Origin of the sequence: Alicyclobacillus suci, from assembly GCF_017329615.1 — a bacterium.
Classification (GTDB): domain Bacteria; phylum Bacillota; class Bacilli; order Alicyclobacillales; family Alicyclobacillaceae; genus Alicyclobacillus; species Alicyclobacillus suci.
The window spans coordinates 1-13,452 of record NZ_JAFMTW010000062.1 but is presented as its reverse complement, the minus strand read 5'-3'; the positions used below and the strand labels follow the sequence as shown (position 1 = coordinate 13,452).

The following is a 13,452-nucleotide window of genomic DNA, read 5'->3' as shown; positions in this document are numbered from 1 at the left end:
CCGACCGATATCCACTATATGTAAGGCGCTTTAGCTGTACTGCGATGCTGATTCTTTTTTCACTTCAACCAAAAACGCCATTCTGCAAAACGCTCATTTTCATGAACCTGATTGAGAAACCTATCCCAATACCATAACCCGTAACAAGTCCCGACGATAATGGCTGCGGCAATAAGTGCCCAAACGAACGTTTCGCCATCTGCGTCTCTAAACCATGACATCATTTCTGGCCCCAAAAATTTCACCTCTTTCACTTGGATACAGAATAGTGTTCCTCGATCATTGAAGCGTCACAGTAGAAAATTTTGAGTGACGATGACGCCCTGATCTGAATTCGCAAAGTTCAGTCACAACCATTCGACATACTTTTCATCCAACATGGCATATACTAGGCCTCGTGTTTCTGGGTAGGGCAGCAATGGTGGCTGCCAAGGCCGTCAGCGTAGGTGGGGCTGGCGGTTTTGTTCGTTGATTAACAGGCAAAGAAATTCATGCAAACATACCGTAAAACTTCCTATTCCACTCATTCCAGCGCATCTTCAGTTTGGCTCTCTCACAAGGAATTATTTTTCAAAATATGCGCAAGTTAATGCAAAAGATTGGAAGGAAGGGACGTTAGCGTGCCGGAATCACAAAGTCAGTACTTGAGCCATATGAATCACTTACAGAGATCAACCATTGATCAATGGATCCAATATTGGTCACTTTACTCCGGTCCTGCCACCTGGCAGTTTTGGTTCACTTGTTTTTTGTTGATTGCTCCATTGGTACTTCTTTACGTGCTATTAGACAGAAGAAGGGCACTGTTGATTGGATTTTTCGGATTTAATGTCCACGTGTGGTTTGGATATATTGATGCGTTTGGGGCTGACCGTGCATTATGGTCGTATCCGTACAAACTCATTCCATTTCTTCCGATGAACGTGTCGTTAGATGTCTCACTCGTGCCAATCGTCTACATGTTGATTTACCAGTGGACGACGAATCGGCATAAAAATTTTTATCTCTACGCGACCATCACCAGTCTCATTTTTGCGTTTGTATTCAAACCCATTATGTCCGCACTAAATATGTTCCACCTGTATGGTTGGATGAACTATTTTTATCTCTTCTTAGGCTATATGGTGGTCGTAATCGTATCAAAGCTAATCACCGATGCTTTCGTGAGCTTTGAAAAGAGTGCCAATCGTGAGGCATCCCGAACACAAGGGATTCGTCCAACAAGGCAAAAATGGCTGTCCAGAAACAAAGCGCGGTAAACGTGAACAAACCTCTACCGAGATGAGGAGTGGGTGCAAGTCATCCGCTAACAGGACTGTGCAGGACTGTCATGAATCAGGCGAAAGTCGGTTTCCAAGCACTCGATACCTGCATTTATTGTTACCAAGACCGAATGAAATGGAGGTATAAACGATGAACTGTCCTGCTCACATCTGCCCACCTATCTATAACGTTCACAATACCTATATCCCACGAACGGTCCCTTATATTCATCCAGTCGTGAACATTCATCGCCGGGTCATTGTCAACGTTCCAAGACACTACTATGTCCCCGTTACGAGGAATATTGTCGTCGACCCGGGCTGCCCTGGATGCCGCAGATAGGAAAAGAATTCACATTGGAAAACAGAAGAGAGGTAAATAGGACAGTACATCTGTCCTATTTTTTATTCCAATATGATACAGACGCTTATTTTCTGATGGTTACACGCGTTTGTAAGGGAACCAACTTCGCCAGGTACACAACATCGTTGTTGTACATGCGAATGCATCCATGGGATACCAAATGGCCGATACTCGATGGGCGATTGGTACCATGTATACCGTAATGAGGCCGAGACAAACCCATCCAATAGGCACCATACGCTCCCCCTGGATTCGGCACTTTGTTCACAATTCGGTACTCACCTAGCGGCGTTTTTGTCGCGATTTTCCCAATACCCACGGGAAAAGACCTCACCACTCTGTTGCCATCCAACAAATGTAATTTTCTTTGTGAAATGTCAACAATAATCCGGTATGTCGCCATTGCAAAATCGCCTCCTAACCCAGGGTATGTTTCACAACCTTAGTCGGACTGCGAAATTCTTCGGCAAGCTCCTCTATGTATGAGAGGATTGAACACCCTTGAACTGGAAATCTTAGTGAAAGGGAAATCGTGTTTGTGTATCATATACCGTAGAGGGATGGCACGTATAGAAGGAGGATACGCATGAGCGACGTTCGATATGTGGTCAACGTCATCGTCTACGAAGATGGGCACTGCGATGTAATCTGGGATTCCTCAGTTTCCGATGAGGAATGTTACGAGGCACTAAAACAAGTCACAAAAGATATGGAAAATGCCTTTGGTATAAATCCGCCTACGCCCCCGACACCTCCAAGGAAACCACCAACAATCAAGCGTTTAAAATAAGTTTCGCGACACTTCACAAAAATACCGCGCCCTCCATCTGTCATCACCATGGTGTTCTGGGCGCGGCCCTTCATCGTGCTTTTGCACTCAGGAGTTACAGTATACACGCTGTACAACATAATATACGCACATCGACTATCCACAAAACCTCGCCTATCCACCACATCCATCCCGTTTACAGTCCAGAACTGATGGTGGAAAATTTGCGGTGTACATGACCTTCCGGATTCCTACACAGGCTACAACTGGAGGGATAGCTGATGTGGTGGAGAGCACTGATTACGTTTATCGCATGTAACGTCATCGTGACGCTGGTATTTTTGTCCCAATATCAGTGGAGTATCTATGATATCGCTCACTACGCGGGGAATGGTTTATATTTTGTCAGCCCAATCGTGAGTATTACCGTAGCCGTTTTTCAAATCGCGTTTGAGGTCAACTTTGGATCAGATACGGCATCCCCAGCAAAAAAAATTCGACGCAAAATGAATTAAATCTGCGCCAACATTTTTAACGAATTGTCGTGTATCGCAGTGCGTTCCGTCTGAATCCGCTTCACGGATGAAGATAATTACCATTTTGGCTTACGCCATCTTCGTTTGCCCTTTTTGCGTCGAAAAGCGGGGTAACTGGCTTGAATAAACATCACCAAGAACAGCAAAAACAAAAATATCGCAATGAACACGGCGAGATACCGGATGACGACAAGCAGCAGGCACACGAAGAGGGTTAGACACAAAGAACCCAAAATAATCCACACCATGCGTTCTCGCATCGCATTCTCACCACCAAAGGGATGCTCACACATCCTATGCGAGAACGGCCAAATGGTGTTCCATCAGAGACGGTTACATGATGAAAACGATTCAGTCTTTACAATAAGACGGCAGCCACATGTTGGGGGAATGTCCCGAACACTTGTGACTGCCTATCAAGTACTGCACTTTCATTTTCATCGCGACGTGCCATTCCATCATTTGCGGCCTGCTAATCCGTTCCACAGTTTGCGGAAGAAGTGACCAGAAGTCCTTGTTGTCTTATAAGCTTGACCTCTATTTGCAGCTTCCTGTAAAACGGCCTCGTGTACATAGCGCATCGCGTTTGTGCTGAACTGTTCCATCTTCATCTCAACCTCTCTCTTGGATTTGTCTCCAGTATATGCCCTTAAAAAGACCCAAAGTGGGTGGTAAAGCGATTGCAATATGAACGTTTTTGCATGTAAAACGCTTGCTTTGTGAACAAGATCCTTCCAATCAGAATAGACGTTTGCCCGATACATCAATGTGCATGTCATCATACATTAGGCCTAGATAAACACCTATTTGGGAGGCGGAAACTTTGATTTACGGCCAGCACAAGTATCCCACCACACCGTATTTCCCGTACCCGCCGATGGCGTTCAACCCCAAGCAACGAAAAACGCCGCGCCTGGTCACGACCTGGCGCGGATGCCGCCACAATAGATGCCCGACACAAAACACCAAATTTACCCATTTTTTCTTAGTGAACAACACTCTGTTGCAAGATTTCTTTGAAATGTTCAGCTGCTTTCGAAAGCCGTCGATTTTTGACCCAGACAAGCGCTGTATCGGATTTAATGCGTGGGGTGATTTCCGCGAACGACAATGAACCACTCGGTCTCAAATCAATCGCCAACTTTGGAACAATAGCAATACCCACGCCCGCATCCACAAGCGTTAACAGCGTGGCGACATCTGGACTTTCACATATAATGTTCGGCGTAAAATCGACGCTCTGGCAAGTTTCCAAGAACATCTCAAAAATTCCTTTCCCACCTTGCCCATGCAGTACCATCAATGAACAATGCCGAAGGTGCTGTATCGACACTTCCGGAGAGTGAAATACGTCCCAACCAGGTGGTTGTACGGCAACCAAAGGTTCCTCTCCCAAGGGCACCATCTCCAGATTGTCAGACTCTAATGGCAACCTGGTAATTCCCAGCTCAATAACCCTCGACTGCAGGAGCTCCTCGACCCGATGCGAATCCCCCTCCCACAAATGAAACGTGACACCTGGGTATCTTGTCTGAGAGGTGCGAATCGCCCGAGGAAGGTAAGATACGCACGACATCACTGTACCTATCGATACCTTCCCGCGAACACCAGCACCTTGTTCCCTCACTTCTACCATCATCGACTCTACCGAATTTAAAATTTCCTTGGCCCGATGATAGAAAGTCCACCCCGCCTGCGTCAGCTCAATCCGCTTGTTATTGCGCTCAATGAGTACGACGCCCAATTCTTCTTCTATCGCCTTCAATTGTAGACTCAACGGCGGCTGAGCCATGTGTAACCGACTCGCCGCGCGTGTAATTTGTCCTTCTTCAGCAATCGTGACAAAATACAAGAATTTCTTCAGATCCATCGCCATCCCCCATTACATTTAACGATAATATGAAACGGATACAGTATATATATTTTACATATAATTCGAGCGATGTTAGCCTGATTTTGGGGCCGATATTCGAGAGCGTCCATCTTGCTCCATCTGATCAGTCAGATCATCCAGTTTATCTGGCCTCAATTCACGAATGAAAGGGTGCACTTTATGGCCTTCCGCGATTTGCGTTCGTTTCTCGAAACACTAGAGAGGGAAGGACAACTCGTTCGAGTCACGCAGCAAGTAAAACCTGAGCCAGATCTAGGTTCAGCCGCTCGAGCGGTAAACAACCTCGGCGATACCTCCCCCGCACTATTGTTTAATAACATTTACGGATACAAGAATGGTCGTGTCGCCCTCAACGTCATTGGTTCTTGGCCAAATCACGCATTAATGATGGGCCTGCCAAAAGACACGCCCGTAAAAGATCAATTCCTCGAGTTCGCGCGCCGCTGGAATCAGTATCCGGTTCCTGTAGAAAGAGTCGATACCGCCCCTTTTCTGGAAAATCAGGTCACCGAGAATATCAATCTATTCGATATCATCCCATTATTCCGTCTAAATCAAGGCGATTCTGCTTGCTTCATCGACAAGGCATGTGTCATTAGTCGAGATCCAGATGATCCAGAACATTTTGGCAAACAAAACGTGGGCATATACCGATTACAAGTAAAGGGAAAAGACCGCCTCGGCATTCAGCCCATCCCTACACACGACATTGGCATTCACTTGCGAAAGGCCGAAGAACGTGGCGAAAATCTACCGGTAACCATCGCCATTGGCAACGACCCTATCATTACCACCATTGCTGGTTCCCCCCTGACGTATGAACAATCAGAATATGAAATGGCAGGCGCCATCCAGGGTAAACCGTATCGGATTATCCAATCTCAACATTCCAATCTGGACATTCCCTGGGGTGCGGAAGTGGTACTTGAAGGAGAAATCATCGGAGGTTACCGGGAATTTGAAGGACCATTTGGTGAGTTCACAGGTAGTTACTCAGATGCTCGACGCCAACCTGTGATTCAAATTCATTCGATGTATTACAGGAATGACCCCATTTTCGAACATCTGTACTTGGGAATGTCCTGGACCGAGATGGATTATATGACCAGTATCAACACCTGTGTCCCCCTCTACCATCAACTGAAAGAAACCTTTCCAGAGGTGACTGCAGTCAATGCCATGTACACACAGGGCTTAGTCGCTATCATTTCTACGAAAACGCGATACGGCGGCTTCGCTAAGGCGGTTGGAATGCGTGCAATGACCACGCCGCACGGACTGGGCTACTGCAAAATCGTCATTGTCGTCGATGATTTTGTCGATCCGTTCAACCTCCCACAGGTCATGTGGGCGTTATCCACACGGGTTGCGCCCGACAAGGACTTAGTCGTGATTCCAGGCGCGTCGGTACTATCCCTTGATCCGAGCGCTCATCCCCCGGGCATCACCCACAAACTGATTATCGACGCCACCACGCCAAAGCCCCCTGAGGACCGTGGAGATTTCGCACCTACCGTCACACCACCACGCGACACCACAATTTGGGAGAACATCATCAAACAACTGATGAATCAATGAACAGGAGGCGTTTTCCATGCACACATGCCCGCGATGTGATTCAAACACGGCAGAAATTCTTTGCGAATCGCCGGTTGCAGGTTGTTGGGTAATGTATATTTGCCCTGTCTGTACTTTTACCTGGCGGTCTACCGAGCCAAACGATATTGTCGATGCAAAAATGTATGATCCGAGATTTAAAATCAACCCGTTGGAAATGGATAAATATCAGATACATCCGGCCATTCCCGAACGGAGAGCTAAACACAATAACCACATTTTGCTTATGCAACAGAATGGACAAATTTGAGAAATAGTCGAATGTTGTCCAATTGTGTCGATTTGTAATACAATGTTTTGGGCTTTTCGAAATGGCAAACTTAGAGAAATCTAAGGACGCAAAACTACAGGGGCTACGTTGTTGTTCCTCAACAATATGCCAGCCAGTTGCCGAATAAAGCGGCATGATCTCGGGGGACCCACTATTGGGTCCCTTTATTTTTTGGAAGGAGTGGACTGGATAAACAGAGAGGGGATAACCATGAATTCGGGGTAGGAGCGATACCAGATGAAATTGAACATTGGCCCAAAACGCTTTGTTTCATTTTCAGCAGTCATTTTCTTATGAGTCGGCAAAATCGAGCATCAGGACACAAATGAACCGTGCCGCCCAATCCAGTGTAAACCTGGCCAATGACACCATCAATCAATACATAAAAGCGAAAGAACCAGATATTCAGATACTGGCCAGCAATATCAATGGGTTGCCACAATCCGACATGTGGAATTTCGTGGACAAGTACCAGGCCAAGCATCCTGAATTGGCGACGACTTATATCGGCACGGCGGATGGTGCGTTTGTCAACGCGCCACATCGCCGCATGCCAAAACATATGACCATTGAAAAGTTGCGGACGAATGACAACGCTTGATTGAGCGCTTTCGCCTTTCACCAGACGACACGCACGAACTACATCACTTCGTACTGCATGTCTTTTTGGAAGCTGTGGTAAATCGTTGCTGTCTTAAGAATAGCCATTTGGAGTAGGTGAATTGATTGTGACCAAGCACACAGCCGGCCTCGCGTACAACGGAAACTTGTCGCCATCGCTGAAACGTTCGGAATTTGCGTCGCTCATTCACACAAACAGCTTACACACGGTATTTCAGCCAATCATGAGTCACCGTGATCGAGATATCTTCGCGTACGAAGCACTCAGCCGCCCGACGCTCGACGGCGTCGGAATACCACCCGATACGTGGTTTGACCTGGCTGTTCAATACGAACTGACAGCTCAGGCCGACCTTGTCGCCATCGAAAGCGCGCTATCGAACTATGCCCAGACCGCATTGGCTGACAAAAGGCCGTTGTTTATCAACGTGACGCCAATCAGTCTATTAGAACGAGGATTCCTAGCTTCGTTTGAACATATGGTGGACAAACACGGACTTCATGCAAGGCAAATCGTGATAGAACTGACAGAGTCATCACTGACTGATCCACTCACGTTAAAAAACAGCGTCGTGTATTTACAGACACAGGGTTTCCGCATCGCACTGGATGATTTGGGCCGTGGTGGTGCGAGCCTGCTCGCGATGGTCGAATTGCAACCCGACTTTATCAAGATTGACCGAACAATCGTGCAAGGGATTGCACATTCACCGTCACGCTTTCGACTTATCACGCTGCTCGCGTCCTACGCGGACGTCCATGGAATCATCGGCGAAGGCGTAGAAACACAATCAGATGTCGAGGCGCTACATTTAACGGGTACCTATCTGAGTCAAGGATACTATTGGAGTTACCCTGTTCAGGCGAATGTCTTAAAGACACAGACCATTGACGACAAGTTATGGCCAAAATTCATCCATCATACCGTTGTGAAAGGAGACGTTTCTTCGTGACGCCATTACAACGATGCCGCACATGCGGTCGTGAACTGCCATGGACGTCAGAGAAATTTTCAACCCGCGCTGGTAAACTGACTCGGCAATGCCGTGACTGCCATAGAGAATACGGACGGCGATACAAACAACATCTTCGAAACGGCACACAAAGCCCGGCCCAGCGCCGAAACATTACGCGCCCAGCGATGGCATTACTCGTGTACAAAGTTGTGCAAGCTATCAAAGCTGAAGGAGATTAAATTGACATGACAGGGCATCTACAAAAAGATGCCCTGTCGAGTTTCTCAAGAGAGATCTCCCCTAAACCTCTCCCCGTTTCCAATCACGATTTTACCGCAATTGGAAAGTCTCCTTACTAGGGGGGTACAATATAGTTCAGGTTTATCACCGAAACAGATAATCAGATGGGGGGTTTATCGCATGAATCATTTTCGTGCTTTTGTCGTAGACCAACAAGGTTCCACATTTCATTCAGGTATACGCGAATTGACCGTAAGTGACCTTCCCGCAGGAGATGTTACCATCCGTGTACGCTATTCGAGCGTCAATTACAAAGACGGCATCGTATCACAGCCACACAGCCGATTAGTACGAACATACCCGATGGTACCTGGCATTGATTTGGCAGGCGAGGTCATTCATTCAACAGACAAGCGGTTCCACGAAGGCGATGAAGTGATAGTCACTAGCTACGATTTAGGGACCGGTCACTTCGGAGGTTTTAGCGAAATGGCGCGGGTTCCAGCAGAATGGGTGGTACCACTGCCAAAAGGGCTCTCCATGCGCGAAGCCATGATACTTGGAACCGCTGGTTTCACCTCCGCGCTCTCCTTAAAACGAATGGAGGACAACGGACTGACCCCAGAGAAAGGACCTGTTCTCGTAACTGGTGCCACCGGTGGCGTTGGGAGCACCGCAGTGTCCATGCTGAGTCAGTTAGGCTACTGTGTGACCGCTGCGACACGCAAACAAACAGAACACGCATTTTTAAAAGAACTCGGGGCAACAGAGATTATCCACACCGACGAACTGGTCGTACCCGACGATGCGCCCACTGTCGATTTACCTGAACGTTGGGCTGGCGCAGTCGATCCGGTGGCCGGAAAATCTCTCATCTACATTTTCCATACACTTCAATATGGCGGAACAGTTGCCACGAGCGGCTTTACAGGTGGACCCGAAATCGCAACGACCGTGTTCCCCATCATGCGGCGCGCGATTTCCTTTATTGGCATTGACTCAGTCTGGTGTCCGATGGCCGTCCGCGCCCCGCTGTGGGAACGCATTGGCGCGGAGCTAAAGCCCAAAACAGCCCTTGAACAAATTGTCAACGAGGTAACCCTGGAGGCACTCCCAAACGTACTGTCTCAGATTTTACAAGGTCAAGCGCACGGTCGAACCATTGTGAAGCTATAAAAGAAATGCATTTCAAATTAGAACATGCAATGCGTACCGTCAATAGATGTGGTTGACGGTACGCATCCGAACAAACTCTCAAAGAGAACTTGGGTCATAGGGGGCAACCTGCCGGACATACATCGGCTTTACAACCTGATTGTCGTACTCCTGATGAAAAATGTGGGTTGTCGCAGGAGACAGTGGTGGAATCAGCCACGTCCAATCGCCTGTAACCCTGCGACCGGCATCCCCTTCCATTCGCTCAAAATGCGCGAACTGTTCGGCGGCCGTATGGTGATCGACAATCGTGACCCCACGCTCCTTAAACGAGTGCAAGACCGCGACATTTAGCTCCACGAGCGCTTTGTCCTTCCACAAAGTCGTATGACTGTTTGTGTTCAACCCCATGAGTTCAGCCACTTTTGGCAGCATATTATATCGCTGTTCGTCCGCGAGATTGCGTGCACCAATTTCTGTCTCCATGTACCAACCATTAAAAGGTGCCGCAGTGTAGCGAACTCCACCAATGTCGAGCGCCATGTCCGAGATAATCGGTACGCTATACCATTTCAGCCCAAGTTCTTGGAATGCAGCAAGTTCCGGATGCGAAATCTCAACCTCGAGAATCAACTCATCCGGAATCGCAAACCACTGCGGCGCACTTCCATCTATCTGCAACACGATGGGCAGGACGTCAAATGCTGTGCCCTTTCCCTGCCACCCTAGACGCATACAGGCCTGTGTAAACGCGAGAGAATGTGGATCTCCGAGAATCCCATCCACCGTTTCATAGCCCGCGTAACGAATCAATTGATGATTCCAAATGCGGACTTTCGGGTGAAATACCGTGATGGTCGGACGAATTTTTCCCCCGTGCGTCGCAAAGTCGATATGGCGGTACAAAGCCGATATGATGTCATCTGTGTGTTGCAAATGCCGTTCGTCAAACACCTTTAGCGCTCTCCAGAACAACCGCCCAATGCAGCGATTGCTATTTCTCCATGCCATCCTAGCGCCATGCTCCAATTCCTCGTAGGTCGGTTCATACGCCCTCCCTTGTTCGAGAGCGTTTTGAACCTCCGCCAATCGACGCTCCGTTTCCACTGGGTCTTTCGCGAGTTCCCGATGACAGGTTATGATAAATTCCTTTGTCTCATCGTACGATTGCATATTACGCGTGTCCTCTCTAAACCTATCGGTCAATACTACAAGTAGTGTACTTCATGAAGGCGCAGGACATAAAATAAGTCCCCCGTAATTCGTGGTGATATTGTGTCACTTTTCCGGCCAACGTCGATAGTGTAAGCGCCGAAAATCATGATATAACTGAAACATAAACGCCAACTTACTCAACGGAAAATACCTCGATTTCCGATTAGGAAGAGAGTGACTCAATATGAACAAGAAACAACTGGGTAGGGTACTGGCTATCGGAATCCCGATCATTTGTATCTTAATATCCCTTTTCACCGCCCACTGGGGATTTTTCGCATTTTGCCTCACACCGGCATTTTTATCCTGGGGGAAATTCTGGGGGAACGACGATAAATCCTAAGCGAATTCAGAAATGGATTTAATTCCTTGGAACATCATGACCCTGTACCGAATACGCATAATAAAACGGGTATGATTTGGAAACGATAAGCCAAAGGGGTGTTGAGATGAACGAAGACGAGAACTTCCCTTTCACGATTGAACAAACGGTGCAACGTGTGCATGCTCGTGAAATCACATTCGAATCAATCACTGACGTCGCTGAAGCAGAACAACAACCCACTGAAGAATGACAAAGGCCACCCGTCACCAGGTGGCCTTTGAATATTTTATCTGAACGCCTCAATGACGTGCAATATTTATCGGAAATTTACGACTTATTTACATAGAGAACATAAATCAATCGGGGTTTGCCAAGAGCGAGGGGACATAAGGGTGATCCAGCGCAAACGGACAAAACCAGCGCAATGGTATATCGAGCAGCGTATCGACTATCTCACTGCACAATTGGATAAGTTACGAGACATGTTAAAATCTGTCGATGAAAACGGAAACTTTGAGGCGGTCAAAGATTTTTTAGAAACACGTGGCCGGCTGCGGGAGTTACAGAACATCCGGGAGCATATGAATAATTGGTAAAACCTTCAGTCGTGGGGGAATAGACGACGAAACTGCCGCCTATTCCCCGTCTATTAGACCCGCTGGTTACACGTTGAGCAAACGAACAAAGTCAATTGCCGTGGTCGCGATGAATGTAACCTGATTCGTTGGCGCATAGCCCCCTGTCATTTGAACAAGACCGAGTACGCCGCTGTTCGCAAAAGCAATGACGCCTTCCGTGATGGTGTTATCAAATGCGACTTCCACTTGTGTTCCAGCTAATTGATTTAACTCAGCGGCGAAGGTCGGTTGAAATGGCATACATATCCCTCCTCTTCTTTAGGCTGCGGTGACCGACTCGATTTGTGCAATCGGAATGAGTACTGTGTTTCCCGTTGTCTCAAGGACTACAACATAATCCCGTTCTACGGCCGTCAGTGTTCCAGTAACCGGTTCAAACGGGGTTGTGATGGTTACATTTTGATTCAACAAGCCGAGAAGCACCTGACGAATGTTTCTAGGTGTACGGTTGCCTCCGGTCAAATTCGCGAGTAGGGTATCCAAGGAACTCAAGATGTTTGTACCGCCAATGCTAGCTTCAGCAGATGCATGAAGGCTCGGGTCATCGAGCGTTTGTTGAAGTGAACGAACGAATTGCTGAATCTGCTGACCTGAATTATCTCCAGACAAATTAAGCGCCAATGAAATCATTCCTTTCGCATGGACTTGCTACTAGTTGTATGGTGAAAGTGGCGGAGGTTTCACGGATGTTTAACTATCTCGATAAAAATGGACAATTGAACCCGGCTGATTCAAGCTAATCCGATAAAAAAATAGACGACGATTCCGTCGCCTATCAGTGAGCTATTGGTTTCGCATTACACGTTCAACAGCCGAACGAAGTCGATTGCATTAATGGCAATAAAGGTCGTCTGATTGGTCGGCGTGTAGCCTCCTGTAGACTGAATTAAGCCCAGAACGCCCGCGCTAGCGAAGGCGATGGTACCATCGACAATCGTGTTGTCAAAAGCAACTTCCACATTCGTACCCGCCAGACGATTTAATTCAGCGGCAAAGGTCGCTCTAAACGGCATACTTTACATCTCCCTTCCAGTTTACGCTGGTGTTACAGCCTCAATTTGCGCGATTGGAATAAGCACGACATTGGAGGTGGTTTCAACCACCACGACGTAATCCCTCTCCACAGCAATAATCGTACCCGTCACAGGTTCGAACGCTGTGGATATGACCACGTTCTGATTCAGATTATTGAGTAACACTTGACGGATGCTTGCAGGTTCCGCTGGGTTCCCGCCCAAACCCCCGATCAGATTGGCGAGCAGATTCTCCAACGACTGAAAGATGTTGGTACCGCCCACACTGATACTGCCCGCGGCGTTCACGTTCAAATTCGCATTCGAATTGGCAACCCCTTGTTGAACCGCGTCGATAAGTTGTTGAGCCCGTTCTGCAGGCGTATCGCCAGGCAATCGAAGCCGTGCCACAAATCATCATTCCTTTCCGCTGGACTTGCTACAGTAATATGTGAGGTGCACAGAGACAGAAATAGATGAGCGTTTTGCAGATTTATAAGGCCTTGTAGGACAAGGGGTGTGAAGACATGAAAAAGGACTTCACCCCAACCTTCGAGAAGATTTCAAGTGACCAAA

At 47.6% G+C, this 13,452-nt stretch carries 20 protein-coding genes and 1 riboswitch; of the genes, 10 read left to right on the top strand and 10 right to left on the bottom strand.

Annotated features, from left to right (window positions below; translation table 11 throughout):
* Positions 1-59: 59 nt before the first annotated feature.
* Complete coding sequence (locus tag J3482_RS18390) at positions 60-221, bottom strand: hypothetical protein (protein ID WP_206922885.1); 162 nt, start codon at positions 219-221, stop codon at positions 60-62.
* 399 nt (positions 222-620) lie between these two features.
* Between J3482_RS18390 and J3482_RS18385 the strand changes: the two genes are divergently transcribed.
* On the top strand, positions 621-1,259 hold the full coding sequence (locus J3482_RS18385; RefSeq protein ID WP_146821086.1) for a CBO0543 family protein: 639 nt from the start codon (positions 621-623) through the stop codon (positions 1,257-1,259).
* A gap of 431 nt (positions 1,260-1,690) precedes the next feature.
* Here the strand turns inward: J3482_RS18385 and J3482_RS18380 are convergent, their stop codons facing one another.
* Complete coding sequence (locus J3482_RS18380) at positions 1,691-2,029, bottom strand: L,D-transpeptidase (protein ID WP_021296276.1); 339 nt, start codon at positions 2,027-2,029, stop codon at positions 1,691-1,693.
* A gap of 183 nt (positions 2,030-2,212) precedes the next feature.
* On the opposite strand from J3482_RS18380, the gene J3482_RS18375 reads away from it, so the two are divergent.
* Positions 2,213-2,416 (top strand): hypothetical protein, encoded by a 204-nt coding sequence (locus tag J3482_RS18375; RefSeq protein WP_146821091.1) that lies wholly within the window; start codon positions 2,213-2,215, stop codon positions 2,414-2,416.
* 260 nt (positions 2,417-2,676) lie between these two features.
* A complete protein-coding gene (locus J3482_RS18370; protein WP_146821093.1) occupies positions 2,677-2,910 on the top strand; it encodes a hypothetical protein in 234 nt (77 codons plus the stop codon).
* A 77-nt stretch (positions 2,911-2,987) separates the two neighbouring features.
* Here J3482_RS18370 and J3482_RS18365 read toward each other — a convergent pair whose 3' ends face one another.
* The 3 genes from J3482_RS18365 to J3482_RS18355 all read right to left on the bottom strand — a co-directional run bounded on the left by J3482_RS18365 (position 2,988) and on the right by J3482_RS18355 (position 4,801).
* Entirely contained in the window at positions 2,988-3,191 is a 204-nt protein-coding gene (locus tag J3482_RS18365) for a hypothetical protein (RefSeq protein ID WP_146821095.1), read from the bottom strand.
* Positions 3,192-3,389: 198 nt separating this feature from the next.
* Positions 3,390-3,542, bottom strand: coding sequence for a hypothetical protein (locus J3482_RS18360; protein ID WP_188332072.1), 153 nt, complete (start codon positions 3,540-3,542; stop codon positions 3,390-3,392).
* A 374-nt stretch (positions 3,543-3,916) separates the two neighbouring features.
* Positions 3,917-4,801, bottom strand: a complete 885-nt coding sequence (locus J3482_RS18355) for a LysR family transcriptional regulator (RefSeq protein WP_206917569.1) — start codon at positions 4,799-4,801, stop codon at positions 3,917-3,919.
* 183 nt (positions 4,802-4,984) lie between these two features.
* Between J3482_RS18355 and J3482_RS18350 the strand changes: the two genes are divergently transcribed.
* From J3482_RS18350 to J3482_RS18335, 5 genes are all read left to right on the top strand, one after another.
* Positions 4,985-6,403, top strand: a complete 1,419-nt coding sequence (locus J3482_RS18350; RefSeq protein ID WP_206917567.1) for a non-oxidative hydroxyarylic acid decarboxylases subunit C — start codon at positions 4,985-4,987, stop codon at positions 6,401-6,403.
* Positions 6,404-6,419: 16 nt separating this feature from the next.
* Positions 6,420-6,692 (top strand): non-oxidative hydroxyarylic acid decarboxylases subunit D, encoded by a 273-nt coding sequence (locus J3482_RS21080; RefSeq protein ID WP_146821101.1) that lies wholly within the window; start codon positions 6,420-6,422, stop codon positions 6,690-6,692.
* 53 nt (positions 6,693-6,745) lie between these two features.
* Positions 6,746-6,837, top strand: a riboswitch (cyclic di-GMP riboswitch).
* A gap of 126 nt (positions 6,838-6,963) precedes the next feature.
* Positions 6,964-7,314, top strand: coding sequence for a hypothetical protein (locus tag J3482_RS18345; protein ID WP_146821103.1), 351 nt, complete (start codon positions 6,964-6,966; stop codon positions 7,312-7,314).
* Positions 7,315-7,441: 127 nt separating this feature from the next.
* A complete protein-coding gene (locus tag J3482_RS18340) occupies positions 7,442-8,287 on the top strand; it encodes an EAL domain-containing protein (protein WP_146821105.1) in 846 nt (281 codons plus the stop codon).
* A gap of 423 nt (positions 8,288-8,710) precedes the next feature.
* Positions 8,711-9,706: an acrylyl-CoA reductase family protein gene (locus J3482_RS18335; protein ID WP_206922884.1), complete on the top strand. Its 996-nt coding sequence runs from the start codon at positions 8,711-8,713 to the stop codon at positions 9,704-9,706.
* Positions 9,707-9,784: 78 nt separating this feature from the next.
* On the opposite strand, the gene J3482_RS18330 is transcribed toward J3482_RS18335, so the two are convergent.
* Positions 9,785-10,858, bottom strand: a complete 1,074-nt coding sequence (locus J3482_RS18330) for a nitric oxide synthase oxygenase (protein ID WP_146821109.1) — start codon at positions 10,856-10,858, stop codon at positions 9,785-9,787.
* Between the two features lie 491 nt (positions 10,859-11,349).
* On the opposite strand from J3482_RS18330, the gene J3482_RS21355 reads away from it, so the two are divergent.
* Both J3482_RS21355 and J3482_RS18325 read left to right on the top strand, forming a co-directional pair.
* The gene (locus J3482_RS21355) at positions 11,350-11,475 is read left to right on the top strand and encodes a hypothetical protein (RefSeq protein WP_262926997.1); all 126 of its coding nucleotides are present in this window, start codon (positions 11,350-11,352) and stop codon (positions 11,473-11,475) included.
* A 142-nt stretch (positions 11,476-11,617) separates the two neighbouring features.
* Positions 11,618-11,821: a hypothetical protein gene (locus J3482_RS18325; RefSeq protein ID WP_146821111.1), complete on the top strand. Its 204-nt coding sequence runs from the start codon at positions 11,618-11,620 to the stop codon at positions 11,819-11,821.
* Between the two features lie 66 nt (positions 11,822-11,887).
* On the opposite strand, the gene J3482_RS18320 is transcribed toward J3482_RS18325, so the two are convergent.
* From J3482_RS18320 to J3482_RS21660, 4 genes are all read right to left on the bottom strand, one after another.
* On the bottom strand, positions 11,888-12,103 hold the full coding sequence (locus J3482_RS18320; RefSeq protein ID WP_146821113.1) for a hypothetical protein: 216 nt from the start codon (positions 12,101-12,103) through the stop codon (positions 11,888-11,890).
* Between the two features lie 18 nt (positions 12,104-12,121).
* Positions 12,122-12,484 (bottom strand): DUF2642 domain-containing protein, encoded by a 363-nt coding sequence (locus J3482_RS18315; protein WP_188332074.1) that lies wholly within the window; start codon positions 12,482-12,484, stop codon positions 12,122-12,124.
* 176 nt (positions 12,485-12,660) lie between these two features.
* The gene (locus J3482_RS18310; protein ID WP_146821117.1) at positions 12,661-12,876 is read right to left on the bottom strand and encodes a hypothetical protein; all 216 of its coding nucleotides are present in this window, start codon (positions 12,874-12,876) and stop codon (positions 12,661-12,663) included.
* Positions 12,877-12,897: 21 nt separating this feature from the next.
* Positions 12,898-13,287, bottom strand: a complete 390-nt coding sequence (locus J3482_RS21660) for a DUF2642 domain-containing protein (RefSeq protein WP_146821119.1) — start codon at positions 13,285-13,287, stop codon at positions 12,898-12,900.
* Positions 13,288-13,452: the final 165 nt, after the last annotated feature.